The 16,468-nt window shown below is 71.2% G+C and carries 15 protein-coding genes and 1 pseudogene; 3 read left to right on the forward strand and 13 right to left on the reverse strand.

Translation table 11 applies throughout. The annotated features are described in order from the left end of the window. Together AWZ10_RS30190 and AWZ10_RS30195 are read left to right on the forward strand one after the other, a co-directional pair. Window positions 1-353, forward strand: a pseudogene (locus AWZ10_RS30190) (hypothetical protein); the annotation flags it as partial. A 134-nt stretch (window positions 354-487) separates the two neighbouring features. Further along, a complete protein-coding gene (locus AWZ10_RS30195; protein ID WP_060892543.1) occupies window positions 488-1,747 on the forward strand; it encodes a lactonase family protein in 1,260 nt (419 codons plus the stop codon). Here AWZ10_RS30195 and AWZ10_RS30200 read toward each other — a convergent pair. Then, complete coding sequence (locus tag AWZ10_RS30200; protein ID WP_060892544.1) at window positions 1,715-2,440, reverse strand: DUF2470 domain-containing protein; 726 nt, start codon at window positions 2,438-2,440, stop codon at window positions 1,715-1,717. The two genes, AWZ10_RS30195 and AWZ10_RS30200, sit on opposite strands and share 33 nt — an antisense overlap. 106 nt (window positions 2,441-2,546) lie before the next feature. Then, window positions 2,547-3,155 (reverse strand): TetR/AcrR family transcriptional regulator, encoded by a 609-nt coding sequence (locus AWZ10_RS30205; protein ID WP_046708819.1) that lies wholly within the window; start codon window positions 3,153-3,155, stop codon window positions 2,547-2,549. Window positions 3,156-3,271: 116 nt separating this feature from the next. Between AWZ10_RS30205 and AWZ10_RS30210 the strand changes: the two genes are divergently transcribed. Continuing rightward, a complete protein-coding gene (locus tag AWZ10_RS30210; protein WP_060892545.1) occupies window positions 3,272-4,813 on the forward strand; it encodes a cytochrome P450 in 1,542 nt (513 codons plus the stop codon). Window positions 4,814-4,825: 12 nt separating this feature from the next. On the opposite strand, the gene AWZ10_RS30215 is transcribed toward AWZ10_RS30210, so the two are convergent. The 11 genes from AWZ10_RS30215 to AWZ10_RS30265 all read right to left on the reverse strand — a co-directional run bounded on the left by AWZ10_RS30215 (window position 4,826) and on the right by AWZ10_RS30265 (window position 16,382). Further along, entirely contained in the window at window positions 4,826-5,665 is an 840-nt protein-coding gene (locus AWZ10_RS30215; RefSeq protein WP_046708817.1) for a pentapeptide repeat-containing protein, read from the reverse strand. 168 nt (window positions 5,666-5,833) lie between these two features. Further along, window positions 5,834-6,343: a GNAT family N-acetyltransferase gene (locus tag AWZ10_RS30220; RefSeq protein WP_046705785.1), complete on the reverse strand. Its 510-nt coding sequence runs from the start codon at window positions 6,341-6,343 to the stop codon at window positions 5,834-5,836. Then, a complete protein-coding gene (locus AWZ10_RS30225; RefSeq protein WP_046705786.1) occupies window positions 6,340-7,083 on the reverse strand; it encodes a PIG-L deacetylase family protein in 744 nt (247 codons plus the stop codon). The genes AWZ10_RS30220 and AWZ10_RS30225 overlap by 4 nt, the downstream gene beginning before the upstream one ends. Before the next feature lie 75 nt (window positions 7,084-7,158). Beyond that, a complete protein-coding gene (locus AWZ10_RS30230; RefSeq protein ID WP_060892561.1) occupies window positions 7,159-8,460 on the reverse strand; it encodes an alpha/beta fold hydrolase in 1,302 nt (433 codons plus the stop codon). Window positions 8,461-8,606: 146 nt separating this feature from the next. Continuing rightward, entirely contained in the window at window positions 8,607-9,632 is a 1,026-nt protein-coding gene (locus tag AWZ10_RS30235; RefSeq protein WP_046705787.1) for a LacI family DNA-binding transcriptional regulator, read from the reverse strand. Between the two features lie 113 nt (window positions 9,633-9,745). After that, window positions 9,746-11,170 carry a BNR repeat-containing protein gene (locus tag AWZ10_RS30240; protein WP_046705788.1) on the reverse strand — a complete coding sequence of 475 codons (1,425 nt, stop codon included), beginning with the start codon at window positions 11,168-11,170 and terminating at the stop codon, window positions 9,746-9,748. Window positions 11,171-11,234: 64 nt separating this feature from the next. Next, window positions 11,235-11,555, reverse strand: coding sequence for an L-rhamnose mutarotase (locus tag AWZ10_RS30245; RefSeq protein ID WP_060892546.1), 321 nt, complete (start codon window positions 11,553-11,555; stop codon window positions 11,235-11,237). A 50-nt stretch (window positions 11,556-11,605) separates the two neighbouring features. After that, window positions 11,606-12,688, reverse strand: a complete 1,083-nt coding sequence (gene rhaS / locus AWZ10_RS30250) for a rhamnose ABC transporter substrate-binding protein (protein ID WP_046705790.1) — start codon at window positions 12,686-12,688, stop codon at window positions 11,606-11,608. A gap of 127 nt (window positions 12,689-12,815) precedes the next feature. Further along, a complete protein-coding gene (locus AWZ10_RS30255; protein WP_046705791.1) occupies window positions 12,816-13,835 on the reverse strand; it encodes an ABC transporter permease in 1,020 nt (339 codons plus the stop codon). Continuing rightward, window positions 13,828-14,868 carry an ABC transporter permease gene (locus tag AWZ10_RS30260; protein ID WP_060892547.1) on the reverse strand — a complete coding sequence of 347 codons (1,041 nt, stop codon included), beginning with the start codon at window positions 14,866-14,868 and terminating at the stop codon, window positions 13,828-13,830. The genes AWZ10_RS30255 and AWZ10_RS30260 overlap by 8 nt, the downstream gene beginning before the upstream one ends. Beyond that, complete coding sequence (locus AWZ10_RS30265) at window positions 14,865-16,382, reverse strand: sugar ABC transporter ATP-binding protein (RefSeq protein ID WP_046705793.1); 1,518 nt, start codon at window positions 16,380-16,382, stop codon at window positions 14,865-14,867. Before AWZ10_RS30265 ends, AWZ10_RS30260 begins: the two co-directional genes overlap by 4 nt. Window positions 16,383-16,468 lie beyond the last annotated feature (86 nt).

The raw sequence follows: 16,468 nt of genomic DNA on the forward strand, positions 1-16,468 counted from the left end.
CGATGCGCCAGGAGGTCTACCGGGACACCCGGCCGCGCGGCAGCTGGGCCGGGACGCCGGCCGGGCGGATCTTCGTGCACCTGGTCACGCCGCCCGAGTGGCGCCGGATCACCGGGGAGGCCCCGCCGCCGTCACCCGTGGACCGCGCGGCCTACACGCGGGCCGGGCTCCCCTGGTTCGACTACTACGACCAGGACGGCCACGACCTCGGCCCGGCCGACGCCCTCGGCGCGGTGAAGCCCGTCGGCGACTGGCTCGGCGACGACCTCGACCCGTGGCAGGCACCCGCCCCCGGCCAGGTCCGGCCGCTCGGTGACGCACCGGGCAGGCCGGTCCAGGACGGCGACTGGTAGCCGGTCCCCACGGCCGACGCGATGGCGACGGCGGGCGTCGCATGGCGCGCGACGCCCGCCGTCGCCTTTGCGCGGAGGCGCTCGTACCCGTCAAGGTGGTGACGGCCGAGACGAGCGACACCCGAGGTGCACGAATGACGAGTGAGGCGGCAGGGGACCGAGGCGGCTGGAGCAGGCGCCGCGTCCTGGGGCTGCTGGCGGGAGCGGCCGTACCGGCCACCCTCGCCGGTTGCGCGGGCTCCGACGGGACGGCCGGTCCCACGTCTTCCTCCCCCGCGCGGAACGCCCCGACGGCCCCCTCGGCGGAGGCGGAGGCCGGGGCGGGAACCGCGACCGCCTCGCCCTCCCCCACGCCCACCCGCACCGGCCCCCAGCCGCTCTACATCGGCACGTACACCTCGGTCGAGGGCGGCGGCACCGGCATCGGCGTGGCGACGTACGACGACCGGAACGGCCGGATCACGGGCAAGGGGACCATCACCGGTGTCGCCGACCCGTCGTACCTCGCCGTACACCCGGACGGCCGGACGCTGTACGCCGTGAACGAGCGCACGCAGGGCGGGGTGACCGCCGTACGACTGTCCGACCGCAGGATCCTCGGCACCCGGAGCAGTGGCGGCGAGGCACCCTGCCAGCTGTCGGTTCACCCGGGCGGGCGATGGCTGCTGAGCGCGAACTACGGCTCGGGCAGTGTCGCCGTGCACCCCGTCGAGGACTCGGGTGCGCTGGGCGAGCGCACCGATCTCGTGGTGCACAGCAGCCCGGCGCCCGGTCCGGGCCAGAACGGGCCGCACGCGCACCAGGTGATCACGAGCCCGGACGGCGGTCACGTCCTCGCCGTCGATCTGGGCACCGACACGGTGTACACCTACCGCCTGGACGAGTCCCGGGGCACGCTCACGGAGGTCTCGCGGGCGCGCACCCGGTCGGGTGCGGGACCCCGGCACCTCACCTTCCATCCCCAGGGCCGGTACGCCTATCTCGCCAACGAGGTCGACAACACGGTCGTGGTCTGTGCCTACGACCCCGGCAGCGGCCGGCTCACCCCCGGTGACCCGCAGTCGACGGGGACGGGTTCGGGCACGAACTACCCGGCGCAACTGGTCGTGACGCCGGACGGCTCGTACGCCTATCTCGCCAACCGGGGGCACGACAGCCTGACGCGCTACGCGGTCGAGGCGGACGGCGCACGGCTGAAGCTCATCGACACCGTGCCGGTCGGCGGGGACTTCCCCCGCCAGATCGCCCTCTCGCCGGACGGAGGTCTGCTGTTCGCCGCGCTGCAGCGGTCGAGCGCGGTCAGTGTCTTCCGGGTCGACGCCGAGACCGGTGGACTGCGGCGTGCGGGCGCGCCGTTCGCGTCACCCGTCGCCGTCTGTGCGCTGCCGCTGTAGGGCGCGCGGGCAGGACGCGGCGCTCGCCCGGGAGAGCAGGACGTGCATCCGCTCGGTGAGCTGCGCCATGTCGTCGGCGGGCTTGTGGAACGTCAGGCGGACGTCGCCGTTGCCGCGGGCCCGCTCGATGCGCAGGGTCAGGCCGTGGCGGTCGACGGCGAGCGGCTGGACGCGTACGGCGCCGTGCAGGCTGTCGTGCGGGACGAGCCGGGTGAGGCGCTCGACGGCGTCGGGGTGCGCGTCGGCGAGGTGGGTCAGCAGCCGGGACTCGGCCGTGGCCAGCGGATCCGGTTCGGCGGCGGCGAACTCGTCGAGGTCGACCACCACAGCGCCGGACGGCTCGCGCAGCACGATGCGGGTGGGCCGGAACTCCAGGTCGCCGTCCTTGGGCAGGAACCAGCCGGCGATCCACAGCCGGGCCCGGATACGGTTGCGCACGGGGACGGGTGCCACGTCGGCGAACTCCAGCACGGCGGACGGCTCGCCGCGAGGCGCGCAGATCGCGGCGGTGACGAGCGTGCTGTCCTCGGGGACGCACAGGATCACCCGGCCGTCCTCGGTGACGGTGTGCGCGCCGACGAACTCCTCGCGGCCACCCTCGGCGGTCACCGCGCAGGACCACGCCGCCGCGAGCACCGAGCGGGCACGCTCCGCCGCGGCGGGCGCGGCCGTCCAGGTGTGACGGTCACCCATCCCAAACCTCCCTTAGGTAAGCCTTGCCTAACCTATCGAAGATCGGGGCGTACGCCAACCACCGTGGGCCGATCCGTGGACTTTCCGTTCGCCGCGGCGAACCCACTCAGGTGGCGAGGACCCCGAAAAGCGCCCGCGCACACAGGTCCCGCACCTGCTCGCGGGACAGCTCCGAACCCCTCAGCCACTCCAGGCACACGGCCGTCGTGAACGACAGCCACCCGCGCACGGCGAGCCGCATCTCCGGTCGCCCGTCGAGCACCGCCCCGAACTCGGCGTCCGACGCCAGCGCCGCCAGGATCTGCGCCTCCTGCAGGGCCAGCGCCCGCTGGTAGACCTTGCGCACGGCCTGGTCGCCGGTGGCGTCGGCGCGATGGAAGGCACGGAAGCCGTGGGCGTGCTCCTCGACGTGACGGAGGAACGTGTCGAGCCCGTTGGTGAGGCGCTCGCGCGCCGACCGGCCGGGGGCGGGCGTCATGATCCGCAGCATCCGCTCGCTCTCGCGCTCCACGACGGCCGCGAAGAAGACGCGCTTGTTCGGGAAGTAGTGGTAGAGCAGCCCACGGGAGACTCCGGCGATCTCGGCCACCTGCTCGATCCACACGTCGTCGTACGGGCTCTCCGAGAAGAGCCGGGCCCCGACCGCGAGGAGTTGCTCCCTCCGCTCCTCGGTGCTGAGCCGGCGACGTGGGCGTTCTCCCTGCCTGGCTGCCATGCCGTCACCTTACTTGACGTGGGTTCAACAACGGGACGAGACTGATCCCGCTATTGAACCCGAGTACAACAGCGGCGGCGGCCTCGGTACGGCGTGCGCGCGAGGGAGATGTGGTCATGACGGCGACGACAGGGGCCACGGCAGTCAAGGGATTCCGCAGCGCGGAGCTGGGCTGGCCCGAGCTGAGCCGAATACCGCATCCGCCGTACCGACTCCCCCTCGTCGGCGACGCGCTCGGCACGAACGTGCGTACGCCGATCCAGGAGTCCCTGCGCCTCGGGCGGCGGCTCGGGCCGATCTTCCGGCGGAAGGCGTTCGGCAAGGAGATCGTGTTCGTCGGGGGCGCGGGGCTCGCCGCCGAGATGGCGGACGAGGCGCGGTTCGCCAAGCACGTGGGTCTGGGCGTCGCCAATCTGCGGCCGGTGGCCGGGGACGGGCTCTTCACGGCCTACAACCACGAGCCGAACTGGCAACGCGCGCACGACGTCCTCGCCCCCGGCTTCAGCCGGGAGGCCATGGCCGGCTACCACCCGATGATGCTCGACGTCGCCGAGCGGCTGACGGAGCACTGGGACCGGGCGGGCGCGGCGGGCGACACCGTGGACGTACCCGGCGACATGACCAAGCTGACGCTGGAGACCATCGCCCGCACCGGCTTCGGCCACGACTTCGGCTCCTTCGAGCGCGCCCGGCCGCACCCCTTCGTCGCCGCCATGGTCGGCACCCTCACCTACGCACAGCGCCGCAACCTCGTCCCCGACCCGCTGGTCCCACTGCTGCTGCGGGGTGCCGCCCGGCAGAACCAGGCGGACATCGCGTACCTGAACGAGACGGTCGACGCGGTGGTGCGGGCGCGGCGGTCCTCCGGTGGCGGCGACCGGGGTGGCGGTGACGGTGACCTGCTCGACCGGATGCTGGAGACCGTGCATCCGCAGAGCGGGGAGCGGCTGTCCGCCGAGAACGTCCGGCGGCAGGTCATCACCTTCCTGGTCGCCGGGCACGAGACCACCTCGGGCGCCCTCTCCTTCGCCCTGCACTACCTCGCCCGGTATCCGGACCTGGCCGCCCGCGCCCGCGCCGAGGTGGACCAGGTGTGGGGCAGTGCCGTGCGGCCCGGCTACGAGCAGGTGGCCAAGCTGCGGTATGTGCGCCGGGTGCTGGACGAGGCACTGCGGCTGTGGCCGACGGCACCGGCCTTCTCACGGGAGGCCCGCGAGGACACCGTGCTGGGCGGGGTCCATCCGATGCGGCGGGGTGCCTGGGCGCTGGTGCTGACGGCGATGCTGCACCGGGACCCGGAGGTCTGGGGTGCGGACGCCGAGCGGTTCGACCCGGACCGGTTCGACGCGGCGGCGGTACGCGGCCGGGCCCCGCACACGTTCAAGCCGTTCGGCACGGGTGCGCGGGCCTGCATCGGCCGCCAGTTCGCGCTGCACGAGGCCACGCTGGTGCTGGGGCTGCTGCTGCGCCGGTACGAGCTGAGGCCGCAGCCGGCGTACCGGCTGCGGGTGGCGGAGCGGCTGACCCTGATGCCGGACGGGCTGCGGCTCACTGTGGAGCGGCGGGTGGGCGCGGGGCCGGGTACCCCGCAGATACCGTCGTCGTTCCGGTCGCCCTCGTCCCCGTCGTCGCCCTCGTCCCCGTCGTCGCCCTCGTAGGCGCCGTCGCCCTCAAGCCGTCCAGTGACCGGGGCGGGTGACTGACGTCGGCAGCCGTGTCCCGGCGCTGCCGCGTGCCGCGTTGAGCTGGGGCTGGGTCAGGAAGAAGGCGCCGGTCAGGTCCGCGTCGCTGAGGTCGGTGTCGCGGAGGTCGGCGCCGATCAGGTCCGCGCCGCGCAGGTCGGCCCCGGTCAGGTCGGCGGCGATGAGGTAGGCGCCGCGGAGGTTGGCCTGTCTGAGGTCGGCGCCCTTGAGGCGGGCACCCATGAGGTCGGCGCCGCGCCGGTTCTGCTTGCGCCGGGCGCCCGCTCGCACGAGGTCACTGACCCTCAGCAGCAGTTCGTTGACGCGCTGCCGGTGCGCGGCGACGTCCAGCTCCCCCAGTTCCTCGGCCGTCCCCCCGGTCAGCCGCTCGGTCTCGTCCAGTGCGCGGCGGAGATCGGCGTGCACCGGGCGGGCGGCGGGGAGGGTCAGCGCCTCGGTCAAATACCACAGCAGTTCGTGGAGTTGGCGTACGACCGGGAAGACGTCGAACATCCGCCGGGCGTGCTCGCGGCCGCCCGTACGCCAGTTCTCGCCCCCGAAGGTGACCTGGGAGACCTTCTGCCCGGCGCCGAAGCAGTCGTAGACCGTGCAGCCGTTGAAGCCCTCGTCCCTGAGCCGGGTGTGGATACCGCACCGGAAGTCGTCCTTGAGGTTCCCGCACGCCTTGCCCGCGGCCTTGTCGACGGCGAAGTCGGCCGAGGCGGCGAAGGGCAGGGCGACACAGCACAGGCCGAAGCAGCTGTCGCAGTCCGCGCGCAGACCGCGCAGGTCATGCGGGTCGAGAGCTTCACCGGATCCTTGTTCCATATGGTTCACCCTAACGACAACTCACCGATGATCTTTCGGCTGCCGAGGGGTGCACCACCGGCCCACCCGCCCCGCCGCCGACAGCGCCCACCACCACACCGTGATCGTCTGCGTCCACCCCGAGCAGGGCCGGAGCCGGCCACGCCCTCGCCGCCCGGGCCCCTGCGCTCAGTCCCGCCCCAGATCCCACCGCCAGTCGTTCGACATGCTCCAGTGACCCTTCGGGTACTCCGCGGAGACCTCGCCGAGCAGCGTGAATCCCGCCCTGCGACACACCGCGTTCGACGCGGCGTTCTCCACACGGGGCAGCGCGTGGAGATGGCGGTGGGTGTTCGCGTCCCGCGCCACCCCGACGACCTCACGGGCGGCCAGTACGGCCAGGCCCCGGCGCTGGAACTCGGGCAGCACCCCCCATCCGGTCTCCCACACCGTCTCGCCCTGCCGGTCGCGCTCCCAGTAACCGATCGAGCCGACGCTCTCGCCGGTGCCGGCGAGCACGACCCGGTACATCTGCCCGCCCGCCACGTCGAGGTAGCGGCGGTGCCGGGCGGTGAGTTGTTCCTCGGTCTCCGGGCCGCCCACGTGCTCGGTCATCCCGGGGGTGTTGAGGCGCCGGAGCAGCCAGAGGTCGTCCGCGGACCAGGGCTCCAGCCGCACCCCGCTCTCGACCCCCGTCACCGGGGAAACACCTCGAAGGCCACGGCCGGCCTGCCGCCGAACCGCTCCCCCGTGGTCCGGGCATGGCCGGTGAGGAAGTCGCGTACGTACGTCTCGGGGTCCTCCTTCGTCAGCACCTCGATGTAGCTGCGGTGCTCCAGGAGGGAGGCGACCGCACGGTCGAGGCCGGGAGCGGCGTCCACCGCGTGGGTGGGGTGGGAGGAACTGGCGACGGCGACCCAGCGGACGCCGTCCCAGGGTTCCAGGCCCTGTTCGACGAGCTCGGGGAAGATCCAGCGGTTCCCCGCGTCGCCGGCGGCGTCCAGGGTGGCGCGGCCCACCGCCACGTGGTCGGGGGTGTTCCAGGCGACCCCGCCCCAGGTGTCACGGTGGTTGAGGGTGATGACCAGTTCGGGGCGGTGCCGGCGGATGGCGGCCGCGATGTCCCGCCGCAGGGCGGGCCCGTACTCGATGACGCCGTCCTCGTGGTCGAGGAACTCGACCTCCGACACACCCACGACGGCCGCGCTGGCCCGCTGCTCCCTCTCACGCAACGGGCCGCACCGGGCGGGCTCCAGGGTGTCGATACCGGCCTCGCCGCGTGTCGCCAGGACATACACGACCTCGCGGCCCTCGTCGGTCCACGCGGCGATCGCCGCCGAGCAGCCGTACTCGAGGTCGTCCGGGTGCGCCACGACGGCGAGGGCACGCCGCCAGTCGTCGGGCATGGGCTTGAGCTGGTCCTTCTGAGGGTCCGTCATGGGCGCACAGTAACGCGCGTCACTGACAGCCGGGCAGGGGCGGGCCAGCACACCGCCCGGCTCATCCGCCGTCGCTCACGCCTCGTCCCGGGTCAGCGCCAGCAACCGGTCCAGCACCCGTGGTCCACCGGCCCGTACGCCGTCGTGCTCGAACTCGTCCGTGACCCAGGTGCGCAGCCCCCGGACGGCGCGGGCGGTCCGCAGGGAGTGGTCCGTGTCGACGTACATGTCGTCGTGGTAGACCGCGGCCGCGACCGGGACCTCGTTCACGGCGAGTCGGTCCGGATCGTAGAGAGGCGGCCAGCCCCGGTCCTCGGCCAGCGCCTCCGCGGTGTCGCGCAGCGGGCGCAGGGCGGGGTCGTTGTCGAACATCCAGGGGTGCACGGACTCGCCCGTGAAGAGCACCGGGCCGTCGCCGGTCAGCGTCTTGGCTGCGTCGAACTGCGGCAGGCCGCGGCGCACCCGCTCCGCCGCCCAGCCCGTGGGGCCCGCGTCCTGGCCGTAGCACGCCTCGTGGAGGAGCGCGTACAGCGGATGGCCCGCGTACGACAGCAGGCCCTGGACCTCCTCCTGGAAGGAGTCGGCAAGGGCGGGGCCCTGCGGGGTGCGGACGAAGGCGTCCTCCAGCAGGAAGTGCAGCCGGTGGCTGCCGTCGCCGCGGCCGAGGAGGATACCGAGGGACTGGAACGCCTCGACGGTGAACCGGTAGCCGTTCGGCAGGACGACGTCGTGCTGGATCAGGTGATCGGCGATCCGGCGGGCCCGCTCGACGTCCTGCGGGTAACGGGCGTAGTGCGCGGCGACCTTGCGTTCCACGCGCGGGTGGGCCGCCCGGTAGACGTCCTCGGCGCTCGCGTCGAGGGAGGGCAGTCCGCCGGTGATGAGGGCGGTGCTCAGACCCTCGGGCGCCTGTGACAGGTAGGTGACCGCGCAGAAGCCGCCGAAGCTCTGGCCGAGGACGGCCCAGGGGGCGCCGCCGGTGACCTCGGGTCGGATGGCCTCACAGTCGCGGACGATGGAGTCGGCGCGGAAGTGGGCGAGGTAGTCGGCCTGTTCGGCGGGGCCGCCGCGCATCGGCAGCGTCTGTCGGTTGGCGGGGGTCGAGGCACCCGTGCCGCGCTGGTCCAGCAGCAGGACCCGGTAGTCCTCCAGGGCCCGGCCCAGCCAGGCCTCACGGCCGACGAAGCGGTTCGCCCCGAAGCCGGGGCCGCCCTGCAGATAGACCAGCCAGGGCAGTTCGGCGCTCCCCCTGTCGCTCGCGACGACCTCGCGCGCGTAGAGGTCGATCCGCTCCCCCGCCGGGCGGTCGTGGTCGAGGGGGACGGTGAAGCGGCGGTCGGTGAGGACGACACCGGGCTGCCGGTAGCTGACGGACAACAGGGCTCCCTGAGCGGACGGATTCCAGGCCTTGGTCCAGTCCAGCACAGATTCTCCGCCCGGCCGACCCCGTGGATCAAGAAATTCTCACTGAACCGGGGATCAGTACGCCGGCCGCCGTCGGTGCGCGGTGACCGCTCCGGCGCTCAGCGTGCCGAGAGGCTGGAGCGCCGCACCACCAGCTCCGGCTGGAGGACGACCCGCCGGTGCTCGTGCCGGATGAGCGCGGTCTCCACCTCGGTCTCCTCCAGGAGGAGTTCGGCGGCGAGGGCGCCCATGGTGACGGCGGGCTGCCGTACGGAGGTGAGGGGGACGGCGGCCGCGGCGGCGAACTCGATGTCGTCGTAGCCGACGATGGCGAGGTCGTCGGGGACGCTCACACCGGCCGCGTACATGGCCTGGAGCACGCCGAGAGCGAGCAGGTCGTTGGCGCAGAAGACGGCGGTGGGGCGGTCGGCGAGGCCGAGGAGGCGGGCGCCCGCGTCCCGGCCGGCGGCCACGTCGAGGCGCTCGGTGGGCAGCTCGCGCAGGGCGTCGGCGCCGAGTCCCGCCTCGCGCAGGGCGTTCAGGGCTCCCGTACGGCGGTCGCGGACCTGGTTGAGGCCCGCCGGTCCGCTGACGTACGCGATGGAACGGTGGCCCGCGTCGACCAGATGACGGACGGCGAGGGCGCCGCCCGCGACGTCGTCGACGGAGACCGAGCACTCGGTGGTGCCCTCGGCGACCCGGTCGACGAGGACGAAGGGGATGCCGTGGCGGCGGAACGCCTCGATGTTGCGTCCCGTCGCGTCGGCGGGGGTGAGCAGGACACCGCGCACCCGTTGTTCGGCGAAGAGCGAGAGGTACTCGGACTCCTCTCCCGCGCTCTGCGCGCTGTTGCAGACCATCACGCCGAGTCCGGCGTCGCGCGCGGCCCGCTCCGCACCGCGCGCGACGTCGACGAAGAAGGGGTTGCCCATGTCGAGCACCAGCAGCCCCATGATCCGGCTCCGCCCGGCCCGCAGCTGGCGCGCCGACTCGCTGCGGACGTATCCGAGGCGGTCGATCGCGGCCAGCACGCGGGCCCGGGTCCCGGAGGCCACCGAGTCCGGCCGGTTGATGACGTTGGAAACCGTGCCGACGGAGACTCCGGCGGCTGCGGCGACGTCCTTGATACCCACCGGCTGCGACATCGGACGAGGACCTCCAGGAAGGTACGGAGCGGCGGGCTTACGTTCACATTACCTTCCGGTCCACCACAAGAACGGCCCGGTCAGGCGGCAGAAACGTTGCCCTGGTGTGGGAATCAGGCGGGCAGGGCGAAGTCGACGACGCGGAGCGCCGAGGGTGTCGTACCGCTGGACTTCACCTGGTACATCACGGACAGGACATTGTCCTGCGCGATCCGGGTCTCGTCGATCACGACCTCGCCGAAGGCATTGAGGGCGCTGGGGTCGAACAGCGACTTCCAGTCGGTGTATCCGGAGGCCGCGGAGGCTCCCCATATCCGGCCGAAGGGCAGGATCGCGTACGCGTTGTTGTACTTGTCCAGGGCCAGCTTGGTGCGCTGGCTGGAGCCGAGCGCGACCGGGATCTCGGTCTTCTGCCAGGTGCCGGAGGCGTTCCTGCGGACGTGGAAGGCCCGGCCGTTCGCGGTGCGGTTGGTGACGTAGTTCGTCGTGCACTGGCCGAAGCGGCCGGGCACGTAGCTGATGATCGCGTGCGGCCGGCCGGCCGAGTCGGTGAACTGGCTCTCCTGGTTCATCAGGGAGTGGTCCGGGTTCAGCGCGTCGATCACCAGTCCGCTGTCGGTGACGGCGACCTTGTCGGAGCCGCCGGTGGTGCCGACGACGGTGCCCGCGTTGTTGCGCCAGGTGCGGCCCCGGTCGTCCGAGTAGACGTAGCCGGTGTCGTGGTTGGTGATGCCGCCGCCGTTGCACATCACGGCGCCGTTCTGCTCGCGCCAGGTGAAGAAGGAGTGCAGCCGGCCGTTCCTGTCGTAGTCGATGCCGTGCAGGTACATGTTGCGGACGGTGCTGGAGCCGTGCTCGCTGGTGTACGTGCCGGTGGAACTGGTCCACTCGCCGAGGTTGGTCCAGGAGGTGCCGTCGTACTCGGCGATGGCGTTGCGGCCGTTGCCGGAGATGCCGACGCGGTAGCTCAGCTGGAGCTTGCCGTCGGGCATCGAGACGAACTGCGGGTAGGTGAACTGCGAGGTGAGCGCCAGTCCGTCGAGGGTGGACTGCGGGGAGCCGAAGCGGCTCGTGGTCCAGCTCAGGCCGGCCGGGTTGTCCATGAGGCCGGCGACCGACTTGACGTAGGTGAACCCGTCGCTGTGCGAGTCCATGTTGAGGTGGAGGCGGCCGTCGACCTTGGAGACGCCCATGGAGATGACGTTGTGGGAGTCGTTGTAGCGCAGCGTGTGGCCGACCTTGACCGTGGACCAGGTGCTGGAGCCGAGGACGCGGCGACCGACGACGGCGTTGCGGTCGGCGGTGTACCAGACGGCGTACTGGTAGCCCTTGTAGGTCAGCAGACCGTTCTTCTGGAACGAGTTGTTGTTGACCAGGCCGTCGTAGGACACGAAGAAGATGGCCTGGCTGTCGAGCAGCGTGTTGCCGGTCTGGCTGACGGACGGACCGGGGTCGGCGGCGCGGGCGGTGGCGGCGCCGAGGACGGGGGTCACCACGGCGCCGGCGAGTGCGGCGCCGAGCAGCGTACGTCTCTTCATCTCGGGGACTCCATTGTCGAGCGAAATGGGGAGGGGGAGGAGGGTGCTGCGACGTGGGGGGGGGTCAGGCGAGGTGGAAGACCTCGGTGAGGGGTTTCATGGCCTCGTCGGGCCGGGCGCCGTCGAGGGACTCGAAGAACGGCGCCATCTCCTTCTGCCAACGGGCGTTGACCTCGGCGGCCTCCATGCCGACGAGTGCCGCCTGGAAGTCCTCGGTCTCCAGGTAGCCGACGAGGAGGCCGTCGTCGCGCAGGAAGAGGGAGTAGTTGTGCCAGCCGGTGGCCGAGAGAGCCTGAAGCATCTCCGGCCACACGGCTGCGTGCCGCTCGCGGTACTCGTCGATCCGATCCTGACGGACCTTGAGGAGGAAGCAGACGCGCTGCATGAGGTACCGCTCCTGGGGTGAGGGGGGTGGCTGTGACGCCGGTTCGGTGATCAGAAGTCGAACTTGTCGATGTTCGCCTTGTTGAACACGGTGGGCTTGCCGAGGCTGATCACGCCGTCCTTGCCGATGGTGTACTCGCCCATGGCACCGGCGGTGAAGGTCTCGCCCTCCTTGCCGGTGATCTGGCCGGAGGCCAGCGCCACCGCGGTACGGGCGGCCAGCTCGCCGAGCTTCGCCGGGTCCCACAGCTCGAAGCCCTCGACGGTGCCGTCCTTGACGTACTTGCGCATGTCGTTGGGGGTGCCGAGGCCGGTCAGCTTGACCTTGCCCTTGTACTTGGAGCCCGACAGGTACTGGGCGGCGGCCTTGATGCCGACCGTGGTCGGGGAGATGATCCCCTTCAGGTTCGGGTACTCCTGGAGCAGGCCCTGGGTCTGCTGGAAGGACTTCTGGGCGTCGTCGTCACCGTAGGCGACCTTGACCAGCTTGATGTCCTTGTACTTGGGGTCCTCCAGCTCCTTCTTCATGAAGTCGATCCAGACGTTCTGGTTCGTCGCGGTCTGCGCGGCCGACAGGACGGCGATCTCGCCCTTGAAGCCGATCTGCTCGGCGAGCAGCTGGACCTCGGTGCGGCCGAGGTCCTCGGCGCTGGCCTGCGAGACGAAGGCGTTGCGGCACTCCGGCTTGGTGTCGGAGTCGTAGGTGACGACCTTGATGTCGTTGCTCATGGCCTGCTTGAGCGCGGTGCACAGGGCGCCCGGGTCCTGCGCGGAGACGGCCATGGCGTCGACCTGCTGCTGGGTGAGCGTATTGACGTAGTTCACCTGGCCGGAGGTGTCCGTGGCGCTGGACGGGCCGACCTCCTTGTAGCTGGAGCCCAGCTCCTTCAGGGCCGCCTCGCCGCCCTTGTCGGCGGAGGTGAAGTACGGGTTGTTGACCTGCTTCGGCAGGAAGCCGACGGTCAGGCCCTTCTTCAGCTCGGCGTTCGGGTCGGCCTTGCCGCTGGTCGCGGCGGAGGCGGAGTCGTCCTTGACGTCGCTCTTCGTGGTACCGCCACAGGCGGTGACGGCGAGGGCGAAGGACGTGACGGCGGCGAGAGCCGCACAGGAGCGACGAAGGGTTGCTCTGCGCATGACGAGGGTTCCTTTTCGAGGAGGTGTGGTGTGACGCGCCCCGTCGTTGTCCTCAGGGGCGCACGGCTGTACTTGTGTGCGGCTTCCGCCGCGCGGGGCGCGACCGGCCGCAGGGGACCGGCAGCTTTCAAACAGCCTTTCCGGCGGGGCCGAGCCCGGATTTTCGCCCGGCTCTGGCGAGAGCGACCTGTCGTGCGACCCGGGGGCCGAGCACGGACAGCACGAGCAGGACACCGGTGACGACGATCTGCGACTGCGCAGAGACGTCCTGCAGGCTCATCACGTTCTGCAGGGTGCCGAGCAGGAACACGCCGGCGATCGCACCGCCGAGCGTCCCCTTGCCTCCGTCGAAGTCGATGCCACCGAGCAACACGGCGGCGATGACGGAGAGTTCGAGTCCGGTCGCGTTGTCGTAGCGGGCGCTTGCGTAGTGCAGCGCCCAGAAGATCCCGGTGAGGGAGGCCATGAGGCCGGTCACCGTGAAGAGGATCAGCTTCTGCCGCTTGACGCGGATACCGGTGAAGCGCGCGGCCTCCTCACTGGCGCCGATCGCGAACAGGGAACGCCCGAACGGGGTGGCGTGCAGGGCGATCACGGCGATGACGAGCAGTACCAGGAAGGGGATGAAGGCCTGCGGGACGAAGCTGTCGCCGATCCGGCCGGCAGCGAAGTCCAGGTACTGCGTGGGGAAGTCGGTCACCGCGTCGGAGCCGAGCACGATCTGTGCGATGCCCCGGTAGGCGGCGAGCGTACCGATGGTGACGGCGAGGGAGGACAGGCCGAGCCGGGTGACCAGCAGGCCGTTGATCAGTCCACAGACGACGCCGAGGAGGAGACAGATCGGGATGATCGCCTCGATGGTCAGGCCCTGGTTCCACAGGACGCCCATCACCGCGCCGGACAGGCCGGCGGTGGAGGCGACCGACAGATCGATCTCGCCGGAGACCACGAGGAGGGTCATCGGCAGGGCGACCAGCGCGATCGGCAGGGTGTTGCCGATGAGGAAGGACAGGTTGAGCGCGTTGCCGAAGCCGTCCACGGTGGAGAAGGACAGCAGGAGCACGACGATGAACGTGGCGCCGACGGCTGAATCCCACCTCTTCAGGGCGGACCAGCTGCTCGCACGCGACAGGGTGGAGTCAGCCATGGCGGGCGTTCCTCTTCTTCAGGGCGGCCGCCACCCTCAGCGCGACCACACGGTCCACGGCGATGGCGAGGATGAGCAGGATGCCGTTGATGGCCAGCACCCACACCGAGCTGACGCCGAGGGCGGGCAGCACGCTGTTGATGGAGGTCAGCAGCAGGGCGCCGAGCGCCGCGCCGTAGACACTGCCGGAGCCGCCGGTGAAGACGACGCCGCCGACCACGACGGCGCTGACGACGGTGAGTTCGTAGCCGTTGCCGGTGCTGGAGTCGACGTTGCCGAAGCGGGCCAGGTACAGCGCTCCGGCGAGGCCCGCGAGGGCGCCGCAGAAGGTGTACGCCATCAGGATCCGCTTGCGGACCGGGATGCCGGCGAGGCGGGCGGCCTCCGGGTTGGAGCCGAGGGCGTACAGCTCGCGGCCGCTGCCGAAGTGCTTCATGTAGTACGCCGTCGCCACCAGCACCGCCACCGCGATCAGCGCCAGGTACGGCACCGCGGAGATACCGCCGGAGCCGAAGTCGATGAATCCGTCCGGCAGGGCGGACGCGGTGATCTGACGGGAGCCCACCCAGATCGAGTCGATGCCCCGGATGATGTAGAGCGTGCCGAGGGTGACCACGAGGGCGGGCACCTGGCCGAGGCTGACGAGCAGACCGTTCAGCAGGCCGAAGCCGATGCCCATCAGGACCGCCAGGAACACGGCCACGACCGGGTTCCCGCCGCCCTGGAGATAGATGCCGGCGGCGAAGGCGCTGATGCCGAGGGTGGAGCCGACCGACAGGTCGACGTTCCGGGTGATGACGACCAGCGACTGACCGACGGCGACCAGCACCAGGATGGTCGCGTTGAGCAGGAGGTCCTTGATGCCCTGCTCGGTGAGGAACTCGCTGTTGCCCAGCTGGGTGACGACGATCATCACCAGGAAGACGACCAGGATGGCGAGTTCACGCATCTTGAAGACGCGGTCCACGAGCCGGGTGCCGCTGGACTTGGGCACCTCGGCGACGGGGGTGTTCTGAGGGGTGGTCACCGTCATGCGGCGGCCCTCCCGGTGGCTGCGGCCATCACGGTTTCCTCGGTGGCTTCGGAGCGAGGGATCTCGGCGGTGAGCCGGCCCTCGTGCATCACGAGCACGCGGTCGGCCATACCGAGGATCTCGGGCAGATCGGAGGAGATCATCAGCACGGCCACCCCGTCGGCGGCGAGCTGACTGAGGAGGCGGTGCACCTCGGCCTTCGTACCGACGTCGATGCCCCGGGTGGGCTCGTCGACGATCAGCACCTTCGGCCCGGTGGCGAGCCACTTGGCGAGGACGACCTTCTGCTGGTTGCCGCCGGACAGCGTGTTGACGCTGTCGGCGATCCGGGCGTACTTCACCTGGAGCTTGACGGCCCAGTCGAGGGAGCGGCTGCGTTCGGCGCCGCGGTCGACGAGGCCGGCCTTCACGGCCGTACGGAGCCCGGTGAGCCCGATGTTCCGCTCGATGGACATGTCCATCACCAGGCCCTGGGCGCGGCGGTCCTCGGGGACCAGGGCGAGCCCGGCGGCCATCGCGAGGGACGGGGCGCCGTTGGTGAGCGCCTTGCCGCCGAGGTCGACCTCGCCCGCGTCCCAGCGATCGATGCCGAAGACGGCTCGCGCCACCTCCGTACGGCCGGCGCCGACGAGGCCGGCCAGGCCGACGATCTCGCCGCGGCGGACGTCGAAGGAGATGTCGGTGAAGACGCCCTCGCGGGTCAGCCGCCGCACGCTCAGCGCGACGTCGCCCGGCTCGACCTCCTGCTTCGGGTACAGCTCCGCCAGGTCGCGGCCGACCATGCGGCGTACCAGGTCGTCCTCGGTCATGCCCTCGGTCGGTTCGCTGGAGATCCAGGCGCCGTCGCGCAGGGTGGTGACCCGCTGGCAGATCTGGAAGATCTCCTCCAGTCGGTGGGAGATGAAGAGGACGGCGGAGCCCTGCTCGCGCAGGGTGCGGACGACACCGAAGAGCCGGGCCACCTCGCTGCCGGTGAGGGCCGCCGTCGGCTCGTCCATGATCAGGACGCGGGCGTCGAAGGAGAGCGCCTTGGCGATCTCGACGATCTGCTGGTCGGCGATGGACAGGCCGCGCGCCGGGCGGTCGGGGTCGAGTTCGACACCGAGCCGCTGCATCAGGGCGAGGGTCGCCGTGTGGGTGGCCCTGTGGTCGATGCGGCCGAGGGCGCGGCGCGGCTGGCGGCCCATGAAGATGTTCTCGGCGATCGAAAGGTCGGGGAAGAGAGTGGGCTCCTGGTAGATCACGGCGATGCCCGCGTCGCGGGCGTCGGCCGGGCCGTGGAAGACCGTGGGCTCGCCGTCGAGGAGCACCTGACCGGAGTCCGGTCGGTGCACCCCTGCGAGGCTCTTGATCAGGGTCGACTTGCCCGCGCCGTTCTCCCCGGCGATTGCGTGCACCTCGCCTGGGAACAGCTCGAAAGACACGTCCCGCAGGGCGCGGACGGCGCCGAAGGACTTGGAAATGCCCTTCAAGGCGAGAACGGGGGCCGGACCCGTGTCGGACCGGTGGGTCATGGGGGCTCCTCGACGACGGCCGGTGGCTAGCGGTGAAGCTGCCTCAGTGCGTCGTGAAAGGTTTCAACTGGGTTGCCGGGACGTTA

The organism is Streptomyces europaeiscabiei (genome assembly GCF_001550375.1).
Lineage (GTDB): Bacteria > Actinomycetota > Actinomycetes > Streptomycetales > Streptomycetaceae > Streptomyces > Streptomyces europaeiscabiei.

Excerpts from the sequence above, each read along its gene's own strand:
- AWZ10_RS30235 (WP_046705787.1), bottom strand. The coding sequence starts at position 9,632 with ATGTCGCAGCCGGTGGGTATCAAGGACGTCGCCGCAGCCGCCGGAGTC.
- AWZ10_RS30240 (WP_046705788.1), bottom strand. The coding sequence starts at position 11,170 with ATGAAGAGACGTACGCTGCTCGGCGCCGCACTCGCCGGCGCCGTGGTG.
- AWZ10_RS30260 (WP_060892547.1), bottom strand. The coding sequence starts at position 14,868 with ATGACGGTGACCACCCCTCAGAACACCCCCGTCGCCGAGGTGCCCAAG.
- AWZ10_RS30195 (WP_060892543.1), top strand. The coding sequence starts at position 488 with ATGACGAGTGAGGCGGCAGGGGACCGAGGCGGCTGGAGCAGGCGCCGC.
- AWZ10_RS30245 (WP_060892546.1), bottom strand. The coding sequence starts at position 11,555 with ATGCAGCGCGTCTGCTTCCTCCTCAAGGTCCGTCAGGATCGGATCGAC.
- AWZ10_RS30210 (WP_060892545.1), top strand. The coding sequence starts at position 3,272 with ATGACGGCGACGACAGGGGCCACGGCAGTCAAGGGATTCCGCAGCGCG.
- AWZ10_RS30200 (WP_060892544.1), bottom strand. The coding sequence starts at position 2,440 with ATGGGTGACCGTCACACCTGGACGGCCGCGCCCGCCGCGGCGGAGCGT.
- AWZ10_RS30225 (WP_046705786.1), bottom strand. The coding sequence starts at position 7,083 with ATGACGGACCCTCAGAAGGACCAGCTCAAGCCCATGCCCGACGACTGG.
- AWZ10_RS30255 (WP_046705791.1), bottom strand. The coding sequence starts at position 13,835 with ATGGCTGACTCCACCCTGTCGCGTGCGAGCAGCTGGTCCGCCCTGAAG.
- rhaS (WP_046705790.1), bottom strand. The coding sequence starts at position 12,688 with ATGCGCAGAGCAACCCTTCGTCGCTCCTGTGCGGCTCTCGCCGCCGTC.
- AWZ10_RS30265 (WP_046705793.1), bottom strand. The coding sequence starts at position 16,382 with ATGACCCACCGGTCCGACACGGGTCCGGCCCCCGTTCTCGCCTTGAAG.
- AWZ10_RS30205 (WP_046708819.1), bottom strand. The coding sequence starts at position 3,155 with ATGGCAGCCAGGCAGGGAGAACGCCCACGTCGCCGGCTCAGCACCGAG.
- AWZ10_RS30215 (WP_046708817.1), bottom strand. The coding sequence starts at position 5,665 with ATGGAACAAGGATCCGGTGAAGCTCTCGACCCGCATGACCTGCGCGGT.